The sequence below is a fragment of the Synechococcus sp. JA-2-3B'a(2-13) genome, from assembly GCF_000013225.1.
Classification (GTDB): Bacteria; Cyanobacteriota; Cyanobacteriia; order Thermostichales; family Thermostichaceae; genus Thermostichus.
The window spans coordinates 2,469,987-2,492,241 of the sequence record NC_007776.1 but is presented as its reverse complement, the minus strand read 5'-3'; the positions used below and the strand labels follow the sequence as shown (position 1 = coordinate 2,492,241).

At 57.1% G+C, this 22,255-nt stretch carries 28 protein-coding genes and 1 tRNA gene; 15 read left to right on the top strand and 14 right to left on the bottom strand.

Annotation, left to right across the window (positions count from 1 at the left end; all coding sequences use genetic code 11):
- The first annotated feature begins 270 nt into the window (after positions 1-270).
- The 3 genes from upp to CYB_RS11355 all read left to right on the top strand — a co-directional run bounded on the left by upp (position 271) and on the right by CYB_RS11355 (position 2,809).
- Entirely contained in the window at positions 271-960 is a 690-nt protein-coding gene (gene upp / locus CYB_RS11365; protein ID WP_011433955.1) for a uracil phosphoribosyltransferase, read from the top strand.
- A 270-nt stretch (positions 961-1,230) separates the two neighbouring features.
- Positions 1,231-2,115 carry a mannosyl-3-phosphoglycerate phosphatase gene (locus CYB_RS11360; protein WP_011433954.1) on the top strand — a complete coding sequence of 295 codons (885 nt, stop codon included), beginning with the start codon at positions 1,231-1,233 and terminating at the stop codon, positions 2,113-2,115.
- Complete coding sequence (locus CYB_RS11355; RefSeq protein ID WP_238376780.1) at positions 2,102-2,809, top strand: tetratricopeptide repeat protein; 708 nt, start codon at positions 2,102-2,104, stop codon at positions 2,807-2,809. Before CYB_RS11360 ends, CYB_RS11355 begins: the two co-directional genes overlap by 14 nt.
- An 82-nt stretch (positions 2,810-2,891) precedes the next feature.
- Here CYB_RS11355 and CYB_RS15220 read toward each other — a convergent pair whose 3' ends face one another.
- Entirely contained in the window at positions 2,892-3,038 is a 147-nt protein-coding gene (locus CYB_RS15220) for a hypothetical protein (RefSeq protein ID WP_187147235.1), read from the bottom strand.
- Positions 3,039-3,101: 63 nt separating this feature from the next.
- A complete protein-coding gene (locus tag CYB_RS11350; RefSeq protein WP_238376779.1) occupies positions 3,102-4,223 on the bottom strand; it encodes an LptF/LptG family permease in 1,122 nt (373 codons plus the stop codon).
- A 254-nt stretch (positions 4,224-4,477) separates the two neighbouring features.
- Here CYB_RS11350 and CYB_RS11345 point away from each other — a divergent pair, with 254 nt between their 5' ends.
- The gene (locus CYB_RS11345) at positions 4,478-5,947 is read left to right on the top strand and encodes a pyruvate kinase (RefSeq protein WP_041436732.1); all 1,470 of its coding nucleotides are present in this window, start codon (positions 4,478-4,480) and stop codon (positions 5,945-5,947) included.
- A 12-nt stretch (positions 5,948-5,959) separates the two neighbouring features.
- Here CYB_RS11345 and lptB read toward each other — a convergent pair whose 3' ends face one another.
- Positions 5,960-6,688 (bottom strand): LPS export ABC transporter ATP-binding protein, encoded by a 729-nt coding sequence (gene lptB / locus CYB_RS11340; protein WP_011433949.1) that lies wholly within the window; start codon positions 6,686-6,688, stop codon positions 5,960-5,962.
- A gap of 25 nt (positions 6,689-6,713) precedes the next feature.
- Between lptB and CYB_RS15215 the strand changes: the two genes are divergently transcribed.
- From CYB_RS15215 to CYB_RS11330, 3 genes are all read left to right on the top strand, one after another.
- Complete coding sequence (locus CYB_RS15215) at positions 6,714-6,887, top strand: hypothetical protein (RefSeq protein WP_011433948.1); 174 nt, start codon at positions 6,714-6,716, stop codon at positions 6,885-6,887.
- A 64-nt stretch (positions 6,888-6,951) separates the two neighbouring features.
- On the top strand, positions 6,952-7,248 hold the full coding sequence (locus CYB_RS11335; RefSeq protein WP_011433947.1) for a hypothetical protein: 297 nt from the start codon (positions 6,952-6,954) through the stop codon (positions 7,246-7,248).
- A 167-nt stretch (positions 7,249-7,415) separates the two neighbouring features.
- A complete protein-coding gene (locus CYB_RS11330; protein ID WP_041436730.1) occupies positions 7,416-7,907 on the top strand; it encodes a pentapeptide repeat-containing protein in 492 nt (163 codons plus the stop codon).
- Positions 7,908-7,983: 76 nt separating this feature from the next.
- Here the strand turns inward: CYB_RS11330 and CYB_RS11325 are convergent.
- The 6 genes from CYB_RS11325 to CYB_RS11300 form a co-directional block, all read right to left on the bottom strand.
- A tRNA-Leu gene (locus CYB_RS11325) sits at positions 7,984-8,064 on the bottom strand.
- Between the two features lie 90 nt (positions 8,065-8,154).
- On the bottom strand, positions 8,155-9,078 hold the full coding sequence (locus CYB_RS11320) for an NAD(+) kinase (RefSeq protein WP_011433945.1): 924 nt from the start codon (positions 9,076-9,078) through the stop codon (positions 8,155-8,157).
- Between the two features lie 273 nt (positions 9,079-9,351).
- Positions 9,352-9,924, bottom strand: coding sequence for a response regulator (locus tag CYB_RS11315; protein WP_187147234.1), 573 nt, complete (start codon positions 9,922-9,924; stop codon positions 9,352-9,354).
- A gap of 266 nt (positions 9,925-10,190) precedes the next feature.
- Positions 10,191-10,526 carry a DUF3007 family protein gene (locus CYB_RS11310; protein ID WP_011433943.1) on the bottom strand — a complete coding sequence of 112 codons (336 nt, stop codon included), beginning with the start codon at positions 10,524-10,526 and terminating at the stop codon, positions 10,191-10,193.
- A gap of 28 nt (positions 10,527-10,554) precedes the next feature.
- On the bottom strand, positions 10,555-10,776 hold the full coding sequence (gene ndhL, locus CYB_RS11305; RefSeq protein ID WP_011433942.1) for an NAD(P)H-quinone oxidoreductase subunit L: 222 nt from the start codon (positions 10,774-10,776) through the stop codon (positions 10,555-10,557).
- A gap of 112 nt (positions 10,777-10,888) precedes the next feature.
- Complete coding sequence (locus CYB_RS11300; RefSeq protein WP_011433941.1) at positions 10,889-11,293, bottom strand: NIL domain-containing protein; 405 nt, start codon at positions 11,291-11,293, stop codon at positions 10,889-10,891.
- Between the two features lie 295 nt (positions 11,294-11,588).
- Between CYB_RS11300 and CYB_RS15210 the strand changes: the two genes are divergently transcribed.
- Together CYB_RS15210 and CYB_RS11295 are read left to right on the top strand one after the other, a co-directional pair.
- Entirely contained in the window at positions 11,589-11,759 is a 171-nt protein-coding gene (locus CYB_RS15210) for a hypothetical protein (RefSeq protein WP_187147233.1), read from the top strand.
- Positions 11,760-11,766: 7 nt separating this feature from the next.
- Complete coding sequence (locus CYB_RS11295; protein ID WP_083757661.1) at positions 11,767-14,202, top strand: endonuclease MutS2; 2,436 nt, start codon at positions 11,767-11,769, stop codon at positions 14,200-14,202.
- 95 nt (positions 14,203-14,297) lie between these two features.
- Here the strand turns inward: CYB_RS11295 and CYB_RS11290 are convergent, their stop codons facing one another.
- The 3 genes from CYB_RS11290 to CYB_RS11280 form a co-directional block, all read right to left on the bottom strand.
- Entirely contained in the window at positions 14,298-14,552 is a 255-nt protein-coding gene (locus CYB_RS11290) for a hypothetical protein (protein ID WP_011433939.1), read from the bottom strand.
- Between the two features lie 121 nt (positions 14,553-14,673).
- Positions 14,674-15,048 (bottom strand): urease subunit beta, encoded by a 375-nt coding sequence (locus CYB_RS11285; RefSeq protein ID WP_041437555.1) that lies wholly within the window; start codon positions 15,046-15,048, stop codon positions 14,674-14,676.
- 97 nt (positions 15,049-15,145) lie between these two features.
- Positions 15,146-15,448, bottom strand: coding sequence for an urease subunit gamma (locus tag CYB_RS11280; protein WP_011433938.1), 303 nt, complete (start codon positions 15,446-15,448; stop codon positions 15,146-15,148).
- A gap of 427 nt (positions 15,449-15,875) precedes the next feature.
- On the opposite strand from CYB_RS11280, the gene CYB_RS11275 reads away from it, so the two are divergent.
- The 3 genes from CYB_RS11275 to CYB_RS14420 all read left to right on the top strand — a co-directional run bounded on the left by CYB_RS11275 (position 15,876) and on the right by CYB_RS14420 (position 19,194).
- Positions 15,876-17,045, top strand: coding sequence for an HrcA family transcriptional regulator (locus tag CYB_RS11275; RefSeq protein ID WP_011433937.1), 1,170 nt, complete (start codon positions 15,876-15,878; stop codon positions 17,043-17,045).
- Positions 17,046-17,098: 53 nt separating this feature from the next.
- A complete protein-coding gene (gene tilS / locus CYB_RS11270; protein WP_011433936.1) occupies positions 17,099-18,082 on the top strand; it encodes a tRNA lysidine(34) synthetase TilS in 984 nt (327 codons plus the stop codon).
- Between the two features lie 215 nt (positions 18,083-18,297).
- Positions 18,298-19,194: a T9SS type A sorting domain-containing protein gene (locus CYB_RS14420; protein WP_083757659.1), complete on the top strand. Its 897-nt coding sequence runs from the start codon at positions 18,298-18,300 to the stop codon at positions 19,192-19,194.
- Positions 19,195-19,245: 51 nt separating this feature from the next.
- On the opposite strand, the gene CYB_RS14415 is transcribed toward CYB_RS14420, so the two are convergent.
- Both CYB_RS14415 and arsB read right to left on the bottom strand, forming a co-directional pair.
- Entirely contained in the window at positions 19,246-19,662 is a 417-nt protein-coding gene (locus tag CYB_RS14415; RefSeq protein ID WP_011433934.1) for an arsenate reductase ArsC, read from the bottom strand.
- Positions 19,663-20,673, bottom strand: coding sequence for an ACR3 family arsenite efflux transporter (gene arsB / locus CYB_RS11260; RefSeq protein WP_011433933.1), 1,011 nt, complete (start codon positions 20,671-20,673; stop codon positions 19,663-19,665).
- Positions 20,674-21,177: 504 nt separating this feature from the next.
- Between arsB and grxD the strand changes: the two genes are divergently transcribed.
- From grxD to CYB_RS11245, 3 genes are read left to right on the top strand one after another with little or no spacing between them, the layout of a single operon-like run.
- Entirely contained in the window at positions 21,178-21,516 is a 339-nt protein-coding gene (gene grxD, locus CYB_RS11255) for a Grx4 family monothiol glutaredoxin (protein ID WP_041437553.1), read from the top strand.
- Positions 21,517-21,545: 29 nt separating this feature from the next.
- The gene (locus CYB_RS11250; protein ID WP_011433931.1) at positions 21,546-21,836 is read left to right on the top strand and encodes a BolA family protein; all 291 of its coding nucleotides are present in this window, start codon (positions 21,546-21,548) and stop codon (positions 21,834-21,836) included.
- Between the two features lie 44 nt (positions 21,837-21,880).
- Positions 21,881-22,237, top strand: a complete 357-nt coding sequence (locus CYB_RS11245) for a phage holin family protein (protein WP_011433930.1) — start codon at positions 21,881-21,883, stop codon at positions 22,235-22,237.
- Positions 22,238-22,255 lie beyond the last annotated feature (18 nt).

The window sequence follows — 22,255 nt, the reverse complement described above, 5'->3', positions numbered from 1 at the left end:
CTGGGGCCAGCACCTCAGTTCGCAAATGGCAAGAGGAACAAAACCCGAAACCAGCCTTGCCCTGGTCTATCCCAAACCTGTAGCCACCGAACATGACCGGCGCTCGAAGTAGCCTGCAGATCTCATTCTGCCGCAATCTTGCTGGGTCAAAGAGCCCCACCCCTTGAGCATTTGCCGGAGCTGTTGGCAATTTATCCCCGGTCGGGATGGAGTTGCGGCCAATTGGAGAGCTTGCTTTCTAGAGCTTGCTTTCTGCTAAGGCAACCCGCTATGCTACCGCCCAGATTGAGGCATTCTCCCGTGGCAAGTCAGCAGCTTCGTGTCTATGTCCCCCCTCACCCGCTCATTAAGCACTGGCTAACCGTGGCTCGGGATGCGGAGACGCCCATGCCCCTGTTTCGCACGGCCATGTCGGAGCTGGGCCGCTGGCTAACCTATGAGGCGATGCGGGAGTGGATCCCCACCCAAACCGTTCAGGTGCAAACCCCTTTGGAACCCGTTGCCGCAGAGGTCATCGCGCCGGATACCCTGCTGGGCATTGTGCCTGTATTGCGGGCTGGCTTGGCGATGCTGGAAGGCTGTCAGGCCCTTTTGCCCCAGGCGCGGATCTTTCACATTGGCATGGTGCGGGATGAGGAAACGCTGCAGGCCAGTTGCTACCTCAATCGCCTTCCAGAGCGGATCCCTGAACAGATGCGCATTCTCATTCCCGAGCCGATGTTGGCCACCGGGGGCACGCTGCTCTGGGTTTTGGATGAGCTAAAAAAACGGGGGGCGGATCCCAGCTTGGTTAGAATTGTCAGCGCATTGGCAGCGCCCCCAGGGTTACAGCGGTTGGGATCCCACTACCCGATGGTGCAAATCTTCTGCGCCATGATTGACGAGCGGCTGAACGATCGAGGATTTATCTTGCCCGGGCTGGGGGATGCAGGGGATCGTGCCTTTGGCACAGAAAACTAGCCACTGACCCACTCAATCTGTCTGTCTTCTCTGCTGCTGGTTTTTGAGCCAAGATCTTCGGCGACACACGCATTCTGTAGTGCTCAATCGAGCTTTTACCACTTCTGGCGCACGGATTGCCCATTCACCCAGATGCTTTGAGGGAGAGCATTTGGGGCTAACCCCCCTCAGGTTGGTCAAGCTATTGGATCATAGGTACTGTAGGACGCTTCAGCCGGTCGTGCTGCTTGAAATTTTGACGGGGCCAGCGCCTTTCCCTTTCCTGCGCCTATGCGACTTGTCCTTACCAGTTTGGATGGCAGCTTGCTGGATCTAGAGTTCAACAGCTATGGTGCTGCCCGACAAGCCTTGGCTGCCCTAGAGCGCCGCTCCATTCCCTTGGTGCTCTACAGCCTGCGCACCCGCGCTCAACTGGAACATGTGCGGCGGCAGTTGCGCCTGGAGCATCCGTTCATCTGTGAGGATGGCTCTGCCGTTTACGTTCCCGAGCATTACTTCCCGGCGGGCATCCTAGACGAGCAGTGGCAACACCGACCGCCCTACTACGTGTATGCTTTGGGTCTGCCCTATTCTCGCCTGCGCAGCATCCTGCAACAGGTGCGTCAAGAGTCCCACTTGGATTTGATCGGGTTTGGGGATTGGACTGCCTCTGAGCTGGCCGCTGCCACTGGGATCCCTTTGGAAGAGGCAGAGCGGGCGCAGCAGCGAGAGTACAGTGAGATTTTCAGCTATTCCGGGGATCCCGAAACCCTGCGGGAAGCTTTTGCCCAGCAAGAAGCCAACCTCACCCAACATCTGCTGCGGGTGCGTCAGCTTCACTTCTCTAGCCTGCCGCAATGGTATCTGACCGGATGGATGCAGCCAACGATGGCCGCAGAACCCAATTGGTTACCGGGGGAACAGGCGGTGCAGCGGCTGCTGGATTGCTACCAACGGCATCTGGGCCCTATCAAAGCTTTGGGCATTGGGTGTTCCCCGCCAGATGTGGCCTTTTTGCGATGGTCGGAACAAAAAGTGGTGCTTCCCAGCCCCATTGCGGATAGTCTCTGGAGTGAGGCCCTGCCTCAATGGCAATTGGCTCAGCTCCCCGGCCCAGAGGGGTGGAATGAAGTGGTGTTGATGTGGTTGGAGGAAACAGATCATGGTGATGAATAGGCAGCAGATTGGTCGTCAGGCTGTACCCTTAGGCCTGAAAACGGTGGGGTGCCTGCTGAGCTTGGCGGTGGCCATGCCTGCCCACGCGCAACCGCCCATGACCCTACTGACAGGGGAGCCGACGGTCGCCCAACTGAAGGAAGACGGAGCTCGCTATCTGCAGATGGGCTTCCATACCTTGGCCATCAACGCCTACCGGAGCGCAATTGAACTGGAAGAAAAAACCTTGGTGCTGCCCAGCGAACGGGATCCCGACGTGCCTTTCAACCTCGACTTGATCTATGCCCGTCAAGGCAAGCTGGCGGAGGCCCGCGCCGCCTTTCAGCGCTCGGTGGAGGTGGATCCCAGTGGCTTTAAGGCTCGCTATCAACTGGCCTTGGTGGATCTCAAGCTGGGGAACCTGGTCGCTGCCAAAGAGCAGCTCACCCTCTTGGCCCATGCCGCCAGCAACCATCCCGAAACCCACAGCCATATTCAAGCTCTGCTGGCCACTCTGGAGTCTGTTCCCTTGCCCGGCCAACAAGGGGAGAACCCGGCTCGCCCTCCAGCCGTTGAGTCAGAAGCCGCCAAGCTTTTGCTCGAACCTCAGAAAACAGAAACAGCCGCCCTGCCCACCGCAGCTGAGCAAAAACCGCCAGAGGAGACAAAACCTCTCTCGACTCTGCAGCGGCTACGTCAACGGGAGCGGGACTAGAGCCCCCTCTAGTTTTAACTATTTCTTAAGGCATGGGGCCGGCTGCCAGGGATCCCACTGGTCACCGGGCCTTGGGCTAGGCTCACCCCTTTTTGGGATCCGACTGAGAATCTTCGGGCTGGGGCCCTTTGGTGGTGAACACCGTGGTGAACATCATCAGCATGCCTCCCCCCAAAATCAGCAGGGCCAATCCTCCGAACATCCAATTCATCCAGGCTTGGATTTCCATGGGGGGCTCTCCAGAATGCATAGGCAACCCTGATCCTACATCTGGAAAAACGGTGCCCAGCAGCTATTGATTGGCTCGGTGAAGCAACCCCAGTCCTACGACGGCACAGATGAAGTTGGGCAACCAAGCCGCCGTTGCCGGCCCCAGCGTCCCAATTTGTCCCAGCGCCTGGGTGATGAACAGCAGCACATAGAAGGCAAAGATAATCAGCACACTGATGCCCAACCCCAAAGAGGAACCGGTGCGCTGCGGGCGCAGCCCCAAAGGCACCCCAATCAGGGTAAACGCCAGACACGCGAAAGGAATGGCATACTTTTGGTTGAGGCTGACCTGCAGACGGCGCACCCGTTGCAGATCTCCAGAACTGGCGATCACCTCGATGTAATGCTTCAGCTCCCGAATGTTCATTTCCTCAGGGCTGCGAATCTCCTGAGCCAGCTCCAGCGGCGCGCGAGGCAGACGCAACTCCTGCCGGCTGAAGGTGGCAATGTTGCTGTAGGTGCCATCCGGAGAAACGATGTAGTTGGTGCCATCCTCAAACACCCAAAGATTCTCTTGGGGATCCCAGCGCCCCCGCTGGGCCAGCAGAATTTGGTTGAGCGCCTCGTTGGAAAAATCCAGGACGATAATGCCGCGCATTTGCTTTCCATCGAAGCTGCGGGCGTAGAACTGACGGGTTAGCCCTTGTCGCCGGGAAAAGGTGCCGTCCGGCTCAGGCATGAGGATCTCGCCAAATTCTTGGTAGAGGATATTCTCCCGCCGGAAGTCCGGATCCCGATTTAAAGCTCGATTCAAAGTCGTGGCCGCTTGGCGATTGCTCACCGGCACCACCAGCTCATTGAACAGAAACGTTAACGTCGTCACCAGCAAGCTGAGGACGAGGGCAGGCACCATGAGGCGGTAAAGGCTCACCCCGCATCCGCGCAAGGCCGTGATCTCGTTGTCGGCAGACAAGCGCCCATAGGCCAGCAACGTCGCCAGCAACATGGACATCGGGAACGTCAAAACGATGATCCCCGGCGCCCGCAACACAAACACCTGTAACGCCGCCGAAAGCGACAGACCCGCTTCCACCACCAGGCGCACCAGCTCAAACAGGGATCCCACCGCCATCACCAAGGTTGTGAAAGCTCCCACCCCAAAGAGAAACGGCAGCAGCATCTCCGAGAGGACATAGCGATCCATCAGGCCCACCGCGCAAACGAGGGAGAGCCTGTGGTCAGGCCGCTCGCGGGAACGGGCAGGAGGGAGAGAATGAAGTTTCACGCAACCCAAGGAAGTAGTAGGCAGGACAGCCGAAGGCTGTTAACGACTCTAGACCGGAACACTGGGCAATGAAAGGCTATCGCCTTCCTTTCTCAACCTAACCCGCCTATGATCGACCCCAAGTAAGCTCAGGCATAGAATTGGGCCGGGTTTGTCTTGGGAAGACTTTCGACATGGTTTCCTCCTCTTCCCCCTCCTGCAATCTTAGGAGTTTGCTGGAGCGGCTCCTGGAGCTGCGGCAGCAGGTTGTAGAGGGATCCCAGAAATACTTGGCCGCTTGGGGCTGCCTTACGAGCCCTCCTGCGGCCATCCACAACCTGGCGCGCTACCTGGCGCTGCGCCAACAGGATCTGCGCAGCTTGCAACTGGAGCTGGCGGCTGCGGGGCTGTCCTCGCTGGGGCGCTGTGAGTCGCGGGTTCTGGAGAGCCTGGATGCGGTGATTGCTATTTTGGCAGCCACCCAGGGTTTGACCCATACGGCACCCAGCTATGAAGAGTTTTACGCCGGGGATACGGCACTAGAGCAGCACGCCGAGGCGCTGTTTGGCCCCCCTTCTCCCCATCGCCGCGCGCGCATCATGGTGACCCTGCCCAGCGAAGCCGCCGAGCAGCCGGAGCTGTTGCTGCAGTTGTTGGAGCGGGGCATGAACGTGGCCCGCATCAACTGCGCCCACGACGAGCCCTCGGTGTGGGAGAAAATGGTGGCCCACTTGCGCCAGGCCGAAGCCCAGACCCAACGGCGTTGCAAGATTTTGCTGGACCTGGCCGGCCCCAAGATCCGCACCGGCCCAGTGGCCATGCCCCCCGGCAAAACCAAGGTGTACCGCGGGGATCGCATCCTGCTCACCGCGAAGGTTCCTGAGGCCAGCGCCGATATCTCCTGCCAGGTGACCTGCAGCCTGCCGGAGGTTTTGGCGCACCTGCAAGTGGGGGCAACCGTTTGGATCGACGACGGCAAAATCGGCGCCCGCGTGGTAAGGATCGAGCCGGCAGGCGTGGTGCTGGAGGTGGACAAAGTTGCCCCTCAGGGCAAGAAGTTGCGAGCAGAAAAAGGCCTCAATTTTCCTGACAGTCAGCTCCAGATCCGTTCCCTTACCGACAAAGACTGCCAAGACCTGGACTTTGTGGTGCGGCATGCCGACTTAGTGGGCTATTCCTTTGTCCAGCAGCCCGCGGACTTGCAGTTGCTGGTTTCTGAGCTGGAGCGGCGGCAGGCTCGCCCCGATTTGGGCTTGATCCTCAAGATGGAAACGCAGCGGGCGGTAAAAAATCTGCCGGCCTTGATCGCGACCGTTGCCGGCTGCCGGCCCCTGGGGGTGATGATTGCCCGCGGCGATCTGGCCGTGGAGATCGGTTGGCTGCGCTTGGGCGAGATCCAGGAGGAACTGCTGTGGATCTGCGAGGCAGCCCAGGTGCCGGTGGTCTGGGCTACCCAGGTGCTGGATCAGCTCACCAAGGAGGGCTTGCCCTCGCGGCCTGAGCTTTCCGATGCGGTGATGTCTGCCCGCGCCGAATGTGTGATGCTCAACAAGGGCCCCTACCTGCTGGAGGCGGTTGCCCTCCTGGACGAGCTGCTGGCTCGGATGCAGACCCACCAGCACAAGAAAAGCCAACGCCTGCGAGCTCTGTACTCCTGGAGGTGACCTGGAGCTGCCCTAGAGACGGAACTTCTCCCCCAGGTAATACTTGCGCACCAAGGGATCCGCCGCCAGCTCCGCCGCCGTGCCCTTGGCCAAAATGGCCCCGTCGTTGAGGATATAGGCCCGGTCGGTGATCTCCAGCGTCTCCCGCACGTTGTGGTCAGTAATCAAAACACCGATGCCCCGTTGCTTGAGCTTGGCCACCACCTCCTGAATATCCGCCACCGCGATGGGATCCACCCCCGCAAAGGGCTCATCCAGCAGCAGAAATTTCGGCCCGTGGATCCCAGCGGCCAAGGCACGGGCGATCTCCGCTCGGCGACGCTCCCCCCCCGATACCTGCAGGCCCAGGCTGTGGGCCACGTGGGCGATGCGAAACTCCTCCAGCAGTTGGTTGAGCCGCTGCTGCCAGAGGCGGCGAGGCACCCCCGTTTGCTCCATGATCAGCAGCAGGTTGTCTTGGATGCTGAGGCGACGAAAAATACTCGGCTCCTGGGCCAGGTAGCCGATCCCCAATTGGGCCCGGCGATGCATGGGCAGGTGGGTGATGTCTTGGTCATCCAACCAGACATGGCCGCGGTTGGGCTGGATCAGGCCAGTCATGATGTAGAACGTGGTGGTTTTCCCCGCCCCATTGGGGCCCAGGAGCCCCACGATTTCCCCCTGCTGAATGTTCAGGCTAACGTCGCTCACCACCTCACGGCGGCCATAGCGCTTACAGATGTTTTCTAAGTAGATCTGCATAGGGCCGGCACAGGGCTGCTGATCAATGCTTACTGATTCTGTAGGGCTGATTCTCTCCAACCGACAGGGATCCCGGCTGCCGCAGCGCACAGGCTACTTCCTCAAAGATGCCCCAAACCCCGCCCACAATCCAGGGGAGTGTAGGCAAAGTGGATCCCTCTCAAGCCAACTGGAGGGATCCCTAATGGGGTTCTCATAGCTCACGGCAACTGCTCGCCCCCCTCAAAATGGGATCATTTCACTAGGGGATCCCTGGCCTTCCCATGCTTCGCTGCCCAGCTTGCTACTGGCTCAACTCCAACTCCGATTATCGCTGTCGTCGCTGTGGGCACTTTTTGCGCCATCGCCCGCTTCCTGTTGCCGAGAAACTCAACCCAAGAAGGCCAACAACCAGCCCTGCCGGCTGGCGGGAAATCCGCTGGGATCGCGTCCTGACTTCCTCGGCAATACTCGGGGTTTTGGTGGGGTTGGGGCAACTGTCTTGGCATTGGGTGCAGCCGCTGCTCAAAGATCCACCCCTTCCCAGTGTTGGCAACGGCCCGGCAGCTTCGGGACGATAGGACTCCAAACGTCATCCCGCCCTGAGAGAGCCTGCTATCAGGTGGGCCAGACAGACCTGCGGAGTGGCCGAAGCCAGAAGATGCCACTATCATGTGACCAGCGCAGAACCATCCCCCTCTGCTGTGTCCCTTCACGTAAACCTTCAAAATTGTGAGGCTTGGTAACCATGAACCTCAATCTCAAAGTTCCCGCCATTTGGGCACTACTGGCCACGGCAGCCTTGGCTTCCTCTGCCGCAGCCACAACCTACAACTCTTGTTTTATGCGCTACCTCATGGCTTCCCGCACCTGTCCCAACTGCCGCCTGGGATCCATTGAGCTGAGCAATCTGGATTTGGCGGAGGCCAATTTCAGCGGTTCCGATCTCATCGAGGCCAATCTGGAGCGCACCATCTTGACGGGCGCCGATCTCAGCCAGTCTTACCTGGTGGGGGCCAATTTGCGGCGGGCTCAATTGGGGGGAGCCAACCTGAGTGGCGCTTACCTGGAGGGGGCAGACTTGCGGGGGGCCAACCTGCGGGGGGCCGATCTCTCTTCTGCATCCCTGTACGGCGCCGACTTGCGGGGGGCCGATCTACGCGACGCCAACCTGGTTGGGGCTGACCTGCGCTTTGCTCGCACCTGGGGCGCACGCCTGCAGGGTGCCGTTCGGGAATAGTGCCAAAGGCCGAAGCCAGCTTCCCCTCTCCCTCTCTGGGAGAGGGACTAATGAATAACGCGTACTAATTGCGTAATGCGGATGGCGAGACTCGAACTCGCAAGGCAAAGCCACACGCCCCTCAAACGTGCGCGTATACCAATTCCGCCACATCCGCTTCCGAGCCTAACCATCATAGCGACAGAGGGGTGGAGTTGTTAAGGGCATTGGCCATTTTGCAGCTATGGCTTGTCCTGCCTCGGCAAAGTTAAGGCAACTCCACCGACGTGGGCTTGGAAGCGTGGGGCAGTCCCCACCCCAACTTCTCTCGCATAACCCGGAAAAATTCCGGTCGGCGCAGGCGCATCAAATCTGTCCAATAGGGGGCACGTACCACCCGAATCTGGTCTTCCGGCATGATGTAGCAGCCGGCATTTCCATCTACCACCAAAACCAGTGGCTGAGGGGTAACGGGGCTAATCCATACCTCCTCCGAATCGGGGAAGACCAAGGCCCGCGACGCCATGGAATGGGGGCAGATGGGAATCAGCTGCAAAACCGGCACCCCCGGTGTGATCACCGGCCCACCCGCCGAGAGGGCATAGGCCGTCGAGCCGGTGGGAGTAGCCAAGATGACTCCGTCGGCAGCCACATCCAGAGGTGAGTGATCCCCGATGGTGATCTCGAAGTGGCACATGCTGGTCAAAGGCTCGCGGTGCAGCACCATCTCGTTTAAGCTCAAGACCTCCCAGCGCAATTCTTGCCCTCGGTAGGCTTGCACCAGCAACATGCTGCGGCGATCCAGGGTGTATTCCCCGGCAATGGCGGCACTGGCTGCCTCTTCTAGGTGAGGAAGGTAGGTCTCCGTCAGAAAGCCCAGATGGCCCGTATTCACCGCCAACAAGGGGATCCCTTTGGGGGCCAGTTGCCGTGCTGCTGCCAAGACGGTGCCATCTCCCCCCAACACCACCGCAAACTTCATGGTTTGATCAAATCCAGCCGGGGCCAGGCTATCTACTTTGGTCAGGCAGATGGGGCTGTCGGGCTTGGCATAACCGAGGATACCGCCCCAGTTGGGGGCCACACAGACTTCCCAGCCCTGCTCCTGAAACCAGCGGGCTAGGGTTTCGCTGCTGCGTTTGGCGGCGGGTTTGGCGTCGTTGTAGAGGATCCCGGCTTTGGGCTTGGTCATGGGCAATGGGAAGGCAGAGGTGCCAAAACTCTATCAGTTCTGCAGGCCCCTCTGCTGGCCAGGTGATCCATTCCACAATTTCTGCCAGCAGACTTCGCTGATACATTGACGCTGAACAAGACGGGTAGCTTGCATGGCGAGGCCATACACTGCTGCCCGGGGCTGCAGCGATTGCATCCTGCTCGTTGCCAATCGGCAGCTCAACCCTGGCAGGGCAAGAAGCTACGAGAAGCTACGAGGAAAAACGAGTGACGGCAGGTTGGAACGAGTACCTCAATCGACAGGGCGACCCCGGTACATCAGTCGGTACTTCACCTGCGGGGTCAAGTCTTTTTGCCCTGGATCCCCTTCCGCGGTGATGGGTTGTGGAGGGGCGGTGGGAGAGTGGGCGCTCGGCTGCGGGGGAGGGGTGGAAGAAGATGTACGGCTGACCTCCGCCGGCCATAAGCCCGCTTGCTTCAGAGCCCTGTGGAGCGCCTCCGTGTCAATAGGCAAAAACCACCTGGCAGCCTCGTAAATCCGTTCGAGGGAGTGGAGAAGGTCGCCGGCCTCCGCCAAGCCAGGGATCACATCTGCTGCCCCCTGGTAGATTGCCCAGCGCCGCTCTGCGGGCTCGATGTGGCGGCGGGGGTGATGAGTCAGGATAACAGGGATGTTGGGCAGCTTGCTTTGACACTCTCGACAAAAGGCATAGGGGTTAAACAGCCCCGTCGTCATGTCCACCACCATCAGATCCAAATCCAGAGGCTGACTTGCTGCCACCTCCAGCAGATCTTCACGTGGGGAAATCGGCACCACAGAGTGCCCCTGAGACTCCAGCCCCAACTGCCAGAGATGAGATTGCAAGGGCTGGCCCTGAGCTAGCAGTATGGTTTTTCTCACAGTGGATGGAGATATGCGAGTAGAAGGAAAGGCAAAGGCTTGCACCACTTAATAATCCGTCGTACGCCAGAATCTTGTGCGGGGCGCAATGTAGCATTCTTAGGGGAAGCAAATGGTAACCGGATATACAGATATACAAGTATTGCGGTTTAAGCCCGACGCTCCATACCCTTAAACCTGGATCCCCAGCAGCCGACAGCCCATTTCTGGGTGCGGCCTGTCCAATGGCCTCAATGTTTCTCCTGCTCAACCCAATCTGGGATCCCTTCTTTCTCGCTTTCCAATTCAGCTTGCAGGGCCTGCAACTCTTCTGGGGAGAGGGAGCGGAGCCTCTCTTGAATCTGCTGGGTCTCGAAGCTGGCCCATTGAGCCTTCAGGGTCATTTCCCCACGCAGCACCCGCTTCAGGTAGCCAAAAGTCCACCCCAAGCAGGCCAATAGAAGCACCACGCTCGATATCTGCTGCGCGGCCCTCGTATCCAAGCCCGCCCAAAGCAGCAGGCCATAGAGGATCCCTCCCCCCAACAGCAGGGCTAAGCCTATAGCAAGAACATCCAATCTGCGCATGGCTCAGTGAACCGACAAACGGCTGACCTTACAGCGACCGGGGCTTGGGCCGAAACGTCATGAAGGGAGCCAAGAGCACCATGCCGGGAAAGAAAAACAAGACCAAGAAAAACATCAGCACCTTTTCCCAAGCACTGCCTGAAGTCCAGCGTTTGTCCACGTACAGCAGAGACAACAGAGGCAGCACCAGCAGATAGAGAACAGCCAAACCGGCATAAGTTAACCCGATCAACGATGGAGTAGAAGCCATGTCGAGTGCGTCCTGCAGCTATTTGACCTGTGTCCAACAAGTCTAACAGCATTGTTAACGGCATTGTGAAGAGATTTGTCGGCTGAAGGAAGTCGGTAACTCGGCCAACTGACTACAAACTGGTGCTGATCGCCCCAACGGGGCAGGTGGCAACACACTGTTCGCACATGACACAGCGGTTGCGAGAGAACTCCAGCTTCCAGTTGGGAGCAGAAATCTTCAAGGCCTCGGTTGGGCAAACTCCCGTACACAATCCACAGTCCACGCACAAGTCTGGGTCGATTTGAATTTCCTTGGCCCGTTCAGTCACCTCAATGCCCAAAGACTGTACCCATTCCAATCCTGCTTCCACCTGGTCGATATCCCCCGACAGCTCCACCACCAAAGTACCCACTTCGTTGGGGGCTACCCTGGCGCGCACGATATTGGCAGCCACATCGAAGTCTTTGGCCAACCGATAGGTGAGAGGCACATTCACCAAATGGCGGGGGAAAATGAGGGTGACTCGTTTGCGCACGGATCTTGAGTGTTTTGAGTGCAGCAACTTCCTTCAGTATGGCAGGCTTGTGAGGTTCAGTTTGGCCGTGAATGCAGCTCACTTCCACCCTCCACAGGACACCCAAGGCGAACCCCACAGCGGTAGGGCGGGGCTTTGAACCCAGTTTTTCGGTGAGCTCAGCTTCTTGGGAAGATCACCAGAGGCAGCGCGTGAGACAACGGCGCCATTATCAGCGTGCCCCTCTCACCAAAAGCTATCTGTGGAAGCCGACCCAGAGCCTGCCACAATAGGATGGAGAGCGTCCCCGATCCCTATGAACCCATCTTTTGCTCAGCCCCGTCTCAACTCAGAGCAGTACCGCCAGATGCTGGTGCGGGATGGCGAACGTCGCTTCCGCGAGTGGCACACTGCCTTCCTCAAGTATCAACAGCAGTTTTTGCAAGAGATGAAGCAACTGCGTCTCCAGGGTTCCTTGCATCGCTGAATGGTTAATGCCCACCGTCCCCACCTTGCACCCGCTGCCAGTCTTCTCCAAGCCCGATCCCTCCCCAAGGCCTACGGCCTGCCAAGGCGAACGGCAAGAAACCTTGGAATTGCTGGAGTGGCCCCGCCTTTGTCAGCACTTGGCCACCTTTGCGGCCACACCCTTGGGCCGCCGCGCCTGCTTGGAGCTGGATCCCTGGCAGAGCCGCGCCGACAGCGAAGCCTACCTTGAGCAGACGGAAGAGGCGATCCGCCTCGATCGCACACAGGCCGGGGGACTTTCTATGGCAGGGATCCACAACTTGCTGCCGGCTTTGGAACGGGCCGAACGGGGGGGGATCCTGAGCGGGGAAGAGCTGGTGCAGATCGCTACAACTCTGGGGGCAGCCCGCCGCATCCGCCGCCTGATCGACGACCACGACCATCTGCCACGCTTGCAAACTTGGGTGAGCACCCTGCGCACCTACCCGGAGCTGGAGCAGGAGATCTTCCGCTGCCTGGAGGAACATGGCGAGGTGCGGGACAGCGCCAGCCCTACCCTTGCGGATCTGCGCCAGCAGCAGCGGCGGCAACGCAGCCAGATCCAAGAGCAGCTGCAACAATTGATGAGCCAGTATCCCCAGGCGCTGCAGGATACCCTGATTGGCCAGCGGCAGGGGCGGTTTGTCCTGATGGTCAAGGCCACCCATCGGGATCTCATCCGCGGCATTGTGCATGACAGCTCTGCCAGTGGGGCCACCCTCTATGTGGAGCCCTACGCCGTGGTGGAACTGGGCAACCGCTGGCGAGAAACCCAAGTTCAGATTCAGGCGGAGGAAGAGCGGATCTTAGCCGCGCTCTCGGCTCAGGTGGCAGCCGTGGCCACCGATCTGGAGCATCTGCAGGGGGTGATGGTGGGGTTGGATGTGGCTCTGGCTCGGGGTCGCTACAGCCTCTGGCTGGAGGGCAATCGTCCCCAGTTTGTCTCGGCAGGATTGCGCCTGCGTCAGGCCAAGCACCCCCTGCTGCTCTGGCAGTCCCGCGCCGCCGCCCCTTCGGAGGGTCAAGGCTCTGCCGTTGTCCCTATCGACTTCACCCTCGCGGACTCCATTCGTGTCGTGGTTATCACCGGCCCCAACACCGGCGGCAAAACCGTTGCCCTGAAAACCCTGGGCCTGCTGGTGCTCATGGCCAAGGCGGGGATCTTCCTGCCGGCTCAGGATCCGCCCCAGCTGCCTTGGTTCGACGGGGTTTACGCCGACATTGGGGACGAGCAGTCGCTGCAACAAAATCTCTCCACCTTTTCGGGGCACATCCGCCGCATCAGCCGCATCGTGCAGGCCCTGCAGTCTGCTCCGGAGCCGGCCCTTGTCCTGTTGGATGAGGTGGGGGCGGGCACGGATCCCACCGAAGGCGCTGCCCTGGCGGCTGGGCTATTGGAGTACCTCTCGGAAAGGGCACTGCTCACCCTGGCTACCACCCACTACGGCGAGCTAAAGGCCCTGAAATACCAACATCCCTGCTTTGAAAATGCCTCGGTGGAGTTCGACGAGGTCACCCTGGCCCCCACCTATCGCCTCTTGTGGGGGATCCCAGGCCGCTCCAACGCCTTGGCCATTGCCCAACGGCTGCAGTTGGATCCAGAGATTCTGCGGCGGGCCCAGCGGCACCTGCAAGGGGAAAGCCAGGTGGATAGGGTCATTGCCGGCCTGGAAGCGCAGCGGGCTCAATTGGAAGAGCGGGCGGCCCAGGTGGGATCCCTGCATCGAGAGCTGGAGAGCCTATATCAACAAATGCAACAGCGTAGCCGCCAAATCGCCGAGCGAGAAGCCCGGCTGGAGCAGAAGCAAAACCAAGAACTGCAAGCCCTGTTGGCTGCTGCCCGTCAGGAAGTGGCTGCCGCCATCCGCAGATTGCAGCAGGGAGAGGATCCCCAACGCATTACTGCCGAGCTGGCGCAAATCCAGCAGCGCTACTCTCCCCCACCGCCGCCCGTGGATATGGAGTTTGTGCCAGAGGTGGGAGATCGGGTGCGGCTGAGAGGCTTGGGTCAGACGGGGGAAGTGATCGCCATCGAAGGGGATGTGTATGTGGTGCGCAGCGGCATCCTCAAATTCACAGTGCCACGGGGGCAGTTGGATCCCATTGACGAACACCAGGCTAAGCAACGCCAACGCCCCAAAGCCCCACCTCCCTCCCCTGCAGCCACCGCTCCCCTGAACCTGCGCACCAGCCAGAACACCCTCGATCTGAGGGGGAAAACCGTTGCTGATGCTGAGGCCATTCTGGAACAGCACTTTGCCCAAGCTCCTCCCGGCCCGGTTTGGATCATCCACGGCCACGGCACAGGGCGCCTGAAAGCCGGCGTCCAGGCTTATCTCCAAAATCACCCGCGCGTTCAGCGTTTTTCAGCCGCTGATCCCGAAGACGGCGGTACTGGAGTGACCGTGGCTCATTTACAGTGAGGCTTGTACAGTGAGGCTTGCCAGTGCCAGAAGGGAGTAGGGGTGGTCGCGTTGGCATTCTCGAGTCGGAGACCGGACAAGTGCCGGGCAATGTCTCAAGCTTGACTGTGGAGCACTGCCGCTGCTGAGCTGACGGGCTGGGATCCCTTCTGTTGCCGCTGGCTTTGCCAGAGCCAGTAGCCCCGCACCAGTTGGCTATCCCCAATGAGCTTCAACATCACCGCCACCGTTGCACCTGTCCAACTGAGAGGCCCAAAGGCGGCGCCTGCTGCTGCCAACAGCGCCAACCCAGAAAGATTTAGCCCCAAGCCTTGCACCCACATCCACAAGACAGTCTCGCGCTCTGACATCTGTCAGCTCCTAGAGGAGAAATAGGATAGCCCTACTGTCCTGAATCTGAGCAGAGACGGGGATGGGGTTGAACCTTGGCACGGCTGCCCAAAGCTGCACACTTGGGGGGGGCGGTACTCCCTAGGGATTGGCTGCTTGACCCATCCACTCCTGCAATCGGGCCAGGGCCAGCCGCTTTTGGGCGGCAGAGCGTACCGTACCCTCCGTGAGCCGATTGAAGCCATGCACCAACCCCTTGCCCCCCAAAGCCACCAGCGTCACCCGATGGGTTTGGCCTGGCTCAAAACGCACCGCATTGCCGGAAGGGATGTTGAGGCGCATGCCAAAGCTGGCGGCGCGATCGAAAACCAGGGCTCGGTTCACCTCAAAAAAGTGAAAATGGGATCCCACCTGAATGGGCCGATCCCCTCGGTTGGTAACCTCCAGGGTCACGGTGGCCCGTCCGACGTTGGCTTGGATGGGATCCTCTGCCAGCAACAGTTCCCCTGGGATCAGGGCCGGCTCTGCGTTGGCAGCAGGGTTGGTTCTGGATTGGCGAGCCATGGGGACGACCTCCTGAAGTCTCTGGGTCTTTGGAGCATCTGGGGGATCCCTAGCGAATGGGATGGTGTAGGGTAACCAGCTTGGTTCCGTCGGGGAAAGTAGCCTCCACTTGAATTTCCGGGATCATCTCTGGGATCCCGGGCATTACGTCCTCGCGGGTCAGCCACGTCAGCCCCTCGCTCATCAATTGGGCGACTGTTTTCCCCTCCCGCGCCCCTTCCAAGACTGCTGCGCTCAAGTAGGCCACCGCCTCAGGGTAATTGAGTTTGAGGCCCCGCTGCCGCCGATCCCGAGCCAACTGGGCAGCCAGGTAGATCAACAACTTGTCTTTCTCCTGGGGGGATAAGTACATGGGGCAACCTCAAAGATAAAAAAGGATACAAAGAGGACAGCAGCAGGCCCAGTTGGCCTAGAGTTGACCGAACTCATGCGCAGAAATCCCCAGTCTTGGCGCAGCGGACTGTTGCTACGCAACAAGGTGGCTAGCCGTAGTTCATCTTCTACCACCTCTGGGCAAAAAAGGGGAGCCCAGGCTACAAGAGATTTCACTCTCTCCTGCACAAGCAGCAGTCTCAACCTCTTCCGACATCGGGTTTTGCAACTTCCTTCCTAGGCAACCCGCTATATAAAGAGTAACAATAGATGCATATAGATTAGAAGATGTAAAAGTCTGTCTGGATTCCTATCTCAGCTCTGAGTTGGTTTATCCTGGAGCAATTTACCGGCTCTGTATTAACAGTTTCCTTTGATAGGCGTTGACTGGGTTCTTTTGATCGGCTATGAAACTCGAACTGACTCCCCGCCAGCGGAAGATTCTCTGGGCGACAGTGCGTAGCTACATTGCTACAGCTGAACCTGTCGGTTCCAAAACCTTGGCCCAGTCCTACAACTTTGGGGTAAGCACGGCCACCATTCGCAACGACTTGGCCACCCTTGAGCAAGTGGGATTGCTGTTTCAGCCTCACACCTCCGCCGGACGGGTTCCTTCCGACTTTGGCTATCGGGTTTATGTCAACGATTTGTTGACCTCTGCCAACAGCGGTGGGATCCCCCACGATGCTCCTCAGCCGGATCCCCATCCCGCTCTGCAACAGTTGATGGATCAGCTTGGCCGTGAGCTGGGAGACGACCTAGACAGCCTCCTGCAAAGGGTAGCTCAGCTTTTGGCCCATCTGAGCGGTTGCATTGCTCTCATTACTCCTCCTCAGGGGCCGGTGGTAGCCATTCATCATGTGCAGTTGGTGTCGGTAGCGCCAGGGCGGGTGATGGTGTTGGTGGTAACCGACTCCTATCAAACCCATTCAGCTCTGGTCAGCCCCCCCGACTGGCCCAGCGACTCCCGAGAGGATTTGGAAGATGAATTGCAATTGCTCAGCAACTTTCTCACCCTGAAGCTGCGGGGCAAAACCTTTGCCGAGTTGCAGGATCTGAGCTGGCTGAAACTGGATGAAGAATTTCGTACCTACGGCCATTGGCTCCAGCAACTGCTGCGCTCGGTGGTGCAACGCTGTCTACAGCCCTCTCTGGGGCAGGTGTTCAGTGCCGGTATGGCCGAGTTGATGCGTCAGCCGGAGTTTTCCCAGGCCCGGCAGGTGCAGGCAGTGATGCAGTTGATCGAGGAGGGAGCCAAGCAACTTCAGGGGATGATTGGGCTCCATTTTGCCGATGGGGGTGATCCGCAGTTGGCGTATCTGCCTCCTCTGCCGAGCTCAACGGAGATGGATCAAGAGTCAGGACAGTCTGCCCGCAAGACCCCGGTGATCATCTACATTGGCAGCGAGAATCCACTGGAGTCTCTGCACCACTGCACGGTTATCGCCTCCACTTACCACCGTCGCTCGGCTCCTCTGGGTACGGTCACCTTGCTGGGGCCGACCCGAATGGCCTACGAGCGCAGCATTGCTGCTGTGCAGGCGGTGGCCTCTCATCTGACCCGAGCTCTTGCCTAAGGGATCCCATGAAGGCAGGCAGGGTCTGGGTTGCACCTGAGCAATAACAAGCTGTGGCCAGGCTCTCTCCTCTCCACCTGCGGGTACAGTGCGCCATTCGGCAGCAGCAACTTCTTCACCCTGGCCAGCGACTGCTGGTGGCTTTTTCGGGCGGGCAAGATTCTTTTTGCCTGCTCCAGATCTTGCGGGATTTGCAGCCTCGCTGGGGCTGGCAGATATTTGTTCTGCATTGTGATCACCGCTGGTCGGCAGATGAAACGGAGTGTGCCCGCTTTTTGCAGGGGTGGCTGCAGCAGCAGGGACTACCTCATGCCGTTGAGACTGCGGATCCCATCCGCCGAGACGAAGCAGGGGCCAGGGCTTGGCGCTACCAACAACTGGAGAAATGGGCCCGCACCTGGGACTGCAGCGCCGTGGTGATGGGGCATACGGCCAGCGACCGGGCCGAGACATTTTTATGGAACTTGCTGCGAGGGACAGGAGCCGCCGGGCTGAGCAGCCTGGATTGGCAGCGGCACCTAGACGACCGGGATCCCACCTCTGCCCAGGTGGTGCGACCCCTGCTGGGTCTATACCGTTGGGAAACCGAACAATTTTGCCAGCAGCACCAATTGCCGGTCTGGCCGGATCGCAGCAACCAAGATCTGGCCCATGGCCGCAACCGTCTCCGCCTGGAGGTGATGCCTTACTTGAAACAGCACTTCAACCCGCAACTGGAAGCGGCCCTGAATCGGGCTGCCACACTGCTGCAAGCAGAACATGAGCTGGTGGTAGCTCAAGCAGCTCAGCTATGGCCACAGGTATATGAGCCCGCTTTGCCAGGGCTGCGACGGGATCCCTTGCGGGCTGCCCCCTTGGCTCTGCAGCGGCAGGTAATGTTCCAGTTTTTGTCCCTGGTGTTGCCCCACCACCCCACCTTTGAACAGGTAGAAGCCGGGATCCAGCTCTTAAAAGCAGACCGAGGCAGCCGTAGCCCCGATTATCCAGGTGGGCACTGGCTGGAAGTGAAAGGGGATCACTTGGTTTGTTTCCATTAATTTTTCCATTAATTCCACTTCCCCGAAGGGAAGCAACCACTCGATCCGTCATCTCTCCCCTCTCCACCTTCCAGTTTCCATTAATTCCACTTCCCCGAAGGGAAGCGACTGATTCATTAATAGTAAGTATCACCACTGATTGTGGCAATACTTGGATACGATTAGCATCTTATGGTAATAATACAGGCCCGAGTCCATTGGCTACAGCACCTGATATGACCACTGCATTTGTACCTACCCCATCACAATGGGCAACCAAGACAATAGATTTAAGCCCGTATGCTTCTCAAACCGCCGCCGGAATCAGATTCCAATTGCGAAGTGGATGGGGAAATGTTACTTATCTGGATGATATAAACATTAGTGCTGCAACCAATACACCACCAAGCGCTTCTTTTAATGTTTCATCAACTAACATCTGTGCAGGGCAAAGTATTACATTTACCAATACATCTACCAATGCTACTTCCTATAGCTGGTCCTTCCCCGGCGGAACTCCTTCAACAAGTACGGCTGCCAGTCCTACTGTAACATTTAATTCAGCGGGGACATATACTGTAACATTAACAGCTAGCAATTTAAACGGAACAAACACGGCAACAGCCAGTATTGTGGTGAATCCTTTGCCCACACCTACTATAAGTGGTGGCGGTACTATTTGTCAGGGAAGCTCTGTAAATCTTACTGCTTCTGGTGGTAATAGTTTTACTTGGAATACAGGTGCTAATACTGCTTCCATCAATGTAAGCCCTGCATCCACTACTACCTATACCGTTACAGCCACAGCTACTAACGGATGTACAGCAACTGCCACTGCATCGGTTACAGTACTTAACTGTTCTTCGCTGGATGAAGTGATGAATACCTCCAACTTTTTGGTGTATCCCAATCCGGCTACTGATATGATTACCATTGCTCTGCAATTGGCTTCTGCCGAACCGTTGAAAGGAGAACTGATGACAACACTGGGTCAGGTGTTGCAGCAATTTACCATTGCTCCATCTCAGCAGCAAATAACTTTGATCACAGACGGATTGTCTTCTGGAATTTATCTTCTTAGAATATCTGACGGAAAACAAGCGATAACACAACGCATCATGGTTGTAAAATAAATCAGAAAGCCCCGGTTACGGGGCTTTTTTGTTTGTGTTTTCTTACTAGGATTAAGCAATGATAGTCTTTGAAAATTCTTCGCAGAATGTGCGTATCTCATTTCGAACCATACGAAATGCATGCATAATTTCTTCTTCACTTCCGGTTGCTTTGTCAGGATCAGAAAAACTATGATGTATGCGAATGGAATTACCTGGTATGTACGGACAGTTTTCTCTGGCATGATCACATACCGTGATGATGTAATCAAAGGGTATGTTTAAGTATTCATTTACATGGTTGCTGGTATGATGACTGATATCAATTCCATCTTCCTTCATGATTTGTATGGCTCTCGGATTTACGCCATGTATCTCAATACCGGCACTGTAAATATGAGCTTTACCTTGTAACAGATTTTCTAAATAACCATGTACCATTTGACTACGGCAGCTATTACCTGTGCATAAAACCAAGATTTTTTTCATTTAATACCTCCAACTGTTAGCGATGGCTACCAACGATAACATGATGGGTACTTCTATGAGTACACCAACCACCGTGGCTAACGACGCACCTGAATTAAGACCAAAAAGTGATATGGCCACGGCAACTGCGAGTTCAAAAAAATTACTGGCACCAATCATCGCAGCCGGTGCACAAACCGGATGTGATAAACGGAGCAATTTTCCACCCAGCCAGGTTATAAAGAATATGAAGTAGGTTTGAATGGTCAGTGGTATGGCTATCAACAAAATGGTGTATGGATGATCCAGTATGTGTTCGCCCTGAAAGGCAAAGAGTAAAACCAGGGTTGAAAGCAATGCTAGTATGGAAACAGGACGAAGTGCCGGAAGAAATTTTTGTTCAAACCAATCCTTTCCTTTTCGTTGAAGCAATATCCGATTGGTCAGATAACCCGTAGTTAGCGGTATAACAACAAAAACAACCACCGAAGTAATCAGTAGTTCATACGGTATCTGTATGTTGGTTACTCCCAGCAGCCATTTTACAATGGGTACAAATGCAACCGGCAGAATAAGATCGTTGACTGAAACTTGTATTAACGTATAATTGGCATCGCCTCTTACCAAATAACTCCACACAAACACCATGGCTGTGCAGGGTGCGGCACCCAGCAGAATGGCGCCTGCCAGGTACTGGTCTGCATCTTCCGGAGTGATCCAGGTAGCATACAGATTTTTAAAGAAAATCCATCCAAACAATGCCATGGTGAAAGGTTTGATCAGCCAGTTTACAGTAACTGTCAGCGCCAGCCCTTTCCAATTTTTTGAAACACCGCCTATCGATGAAAAATCAATCTGTACCATCATCGGGTAGATCATCATCCAAACCAACACCGCTACCGGAATGTTGATGGTATATATCTGCCAGCTTTCAAGCACCGAAACAGAATTCCCCAGTATTTTCCCAAGACCAATGCCTGCAGCAATGCATAGCGAGACCCAAACGGTAAGGTATTTTTCAAAAAACTTCATGGGTTGAAATTTAATTACAGCGTTTCCATTAATTCCACTTCCCCGAAGGGAAGCGACTCCCCCCGATTATAACCCTTGCCCAGAGCGGGATCCAGGGGCCTAGATCGACAGGGTCTCGTTTAAGGACTCCGTCCCGCTGGCGCGAACGGCTGCAATTTCCCCTTATTTTTCTCCGCCGAGGGGCCTGAAACCCTTGCCCAGAGCGGGATCGACCGGGTCAACGGAAGAATCAGGGTTTGAGGTTTGTCGCCGACCCTGTCGCTAACCATGTTGGTGTAGAAATTAACATGGATCCTGGGGTCGCTGCCTGGATAGGTTGGGGGCTTGGGCCAGCCCTGGGCAATGGGGCTTGCTGGTGGCGTCCGTAGAACAGAGTCTATGAGAGAATCTCTCGGCCCAACCGCGGGAAAAGTGTCGAGCATGTTAAAAGTAGACGAAAATGAGATCTCGATAGGATGCCAGTTTGCCTATCGACTGTTGTCGCTATAGTGGCTGAACACCATGCTGGATCCCCTTTTGGAAGAGAAAATCCGTGAGCAAATCCGCACCCACAAGGTGCTCATCTACATGAAGGGCACCCCGGAAATGCCCCAATGTGGGTTTTCCTATGCCGCCGTTCGTGTGCTGGATAGTTTGGGCTTCCCCTACACGGCGATTAACGTACTCGAGGATCCTGAGATCCGCCAGGGGATTAAAGAGTTTTCCAACTGGCCTACTATCCCGCAGATTTATATTGATGGGGAGTTTGTGGGCGGTTGCGACATCATCCAAGAGATGCACGCCCGCAACGAGCTGCGTCCGCTGGTCGAGGCAGCCTTTGCTAAGGCCACGGCTCAATCTTAAGGGATCCCATCTCATCCAGAGGGGTTGCCATGCTTACCCCCGACTACCTTCGGCAGCACCTGATGGAGAAGCTGCAGGCTCTTCATGTGCAGGTGGAGGATGAGTCCCACCTTCACATCGGCCACGGGGGCGGGACAGGAGGGCACTACCGAGTTCAAGTGGTGTCGCCTCTGTTTGTCGGCAAAACGACCCTACAGCGACATCGCCTGGTGTATGCCGCTCTGGCGGAACACATGGGGCGGAGCATTCATGCTTTGGCCCTGCAAACTTACAGCCCTGAAGAGGTTTCTGCGCAAGGGATCCCTGAGGAGATCAGCTAGCATAGAGGGCAAAATCGCGGCCCCATCAGGGCAGAGGAGGGAGCATGGCAACTCTTTTGGCCACCTGGCTGATGTCAGCCTTGAGTGTAATGATCCTGGCTTGGCTTTTGCCCGGGATCCACGTCTCCGGGTTTGGCGGGGCTTTGGTGGCGGCTCTGGCCATTGGTCTGGTCAATGGTTTGGTTAGGCCGATTCTCCGGCTGATCACCCTGCCGATTACGGTTCTTACCCTGGGTTTGTTTTGGCTGATTTTGAACGGCATTTGTCTAGCCATTGCCGATAAGCTGGCCGGGAATGCTTTCAACATCGATAATTTCGGCTGGGCGTTTATCGGCGCAATTGTACTTTCCATCGTCAGCGGCTTGGTTCAGCAGGTTTTTGAGCAAGGTGCGCCGAACTGACTTCGTCCCCAGCCGTGA

What these genes read in the sequence shown, in the direction of transcription:
- CYB_RS11275 (WP_011433937.1), top strand. Translation starts at nt 15,876, where the DNA reads ATGAAACTCGAACTGACTCCCCGCCAGCGGAAGATTCTCTGGGCGACA.
- lptB (WP_011433949.1), bottom strand. Translation starts at nt 6,688, where the DNA reads ATGCAGATCTACTTAGAAAACATCTGTAAGCGCTATGGCCGCCGTGAG.
- CYB_RS11295 (WP_083757661.1), top strand. Translation starts at nt 11,767, where the DNA reads ATGCCCACCGTCCCCACCTTGCACCCGCTGCCAGTCTTCTCCAAGCCC.
- CYB_RS11345 (WP_041436732.1), top strand. Translation starts at nt 4,478, where the DNA reads ATGGTTTCCTCCTCTTCCCCCTCCTGCAATCTTAGGAGTTTGCTGGAG.
- CYB_RS11290 (WP_011433939.1), bottom strand. Translation starts at nt 14,552, where the DNA reads ATGTCAGAGCGCGAGACTGTCTTGTGGATGTGGGTGCAAGGCTTGGGG.
- CYB_RS11310 (WP_011433943.1), bottom strand. Translation starts at nt 10,526, where the DNA reads ATGCGCAGATTGGATGTTCTTGCTATAGGCTTAGCCCTGCTGTTGGGG.
- CYB_RS11360 (WP_011433954.1), top strand. Translation starts at nt 1,231, where the DNA reads ATGCGACTTGTCCTTACCAGTTTGGATGGCAGCTTGCTGGATCTAGAG.
- CYB_RS11280 (WP_011433938.1), bottom strand. Translation starts at nt 15,448, where the DNA reads ATGTACTTATCCCCCCAGGAGAAAGACAAGTTGTTGATCTACCTGGCT.
- upp (WP_011433955.1), top strand. Translation starts at nt 271, where the DNA reads ATGCTACCGCCCAGATTGAGGCATTCTCCCGTGGCAAGTCAGCAGCTT.
- CYB_RS11355 (WP_238376780.1), top strand. Translation starts at nt 2,102, where the DNA reads ATGGTGATGAATAGGCAGCAGATTGGTCGTCAGGCTGTACCCTTAGGC.
- CYB_RS11245 (WP_011433930.1), top strand. Translation starts at nt 21,881, where the DNA reads ATGGCAACTCTTTTGGCCACCTGGCTGATGTCAGCCTTGAGTGTAATG.
- CYB_RS15220 (WP_187147235.1), bottom strand. Translation starts at nt 3,038, where the DNA reads ATGGAAATCCAAGCCTGGATGAATTGGATGTTCGGAGGATTGGCCCTG.
- CYB_RS14420 (WP_083757659.1), top strand. Translation starts at nt 18,298, where the DNA reads ATGACCACTGCATTTGTACCTACCCCATCACAATGGGCAACCAAGACA.
- CYB_RS14415 (WP_011433934.1), bottom strand. Translation starts at nt 19,662, where the DNA reads ATGAAAAAAATCTTGGTTTTATGCACAGGTAATAGCTGCCGTAGTCAA.
- CYB_RS11330 (WP_041436730.1), top strand. Translation starts at nt 7,416, where the DNA reads ATGAACCTCAATCTCAAAGTTCCCGCCATTTGGGCACTACTGGCCACG.
- CYB_RS11320 (WP_011433945.1), bottom strand. Translation starts at nt 9,078, where the DNA reads ATGACCAAGCCCAAAGCCGGGATCCTCTACAACGACGCCAAACCCGCC.
- ndhL (WP_011433942.1), bottom strand. Translation starts at nt 10,776, where the DNA reads ATGGCTTCTACTCCATCGTTGATCGGGTTAACTTATGCCGGTTTGGCT.
- CYB_RS11250 (WP_011433931.1), top strand. Translation starts at nt 21,546, where the DNA reads ATGCTTACCCCCGACTACCTTCGGCAGCACCTGATGGAGAAGCTGCAG.
- CYB_RS11335 (WP_011433947.1), top strand. Translation starts at nt 6,952, where the DNA reads ATGCTTCGCTGCCCAGCTTGCTACTGGCTCAACTCCAACTCCGATTAT.
- CYB_RS11350 (WP_238376779.1), bottom strand. Translation starts at nt 4,223, where the DNA reads ATGGATCGCTATGTCCTCTCGGAGATGCTGCTGCCGTTTCTCTTTGGG.
- CYB_RS15210 (WP_187147233.1), top strand. Translation starts at nt 11,589, where the DNA reads ATGAACCCATCTTTTGCTCAGCCCCGTCTCAACTCAGAGCAGTACCGC.
- arsB (WP_011433933.1), bottom strand. Translation starts at nt 20,673, where the DNA reads ATGAAGTTTTTTGAAAAATACCTTACCGTTTGGGTCTCGCTATGCATT.
- CYB_RS15215 (WP_011433948.1), top strand. Translation starts at nt 6,714, where the DNA reads ATGCTTACTGATTCTGTAGGGCTGATTCTCTCCAACCGACAGGGATCC.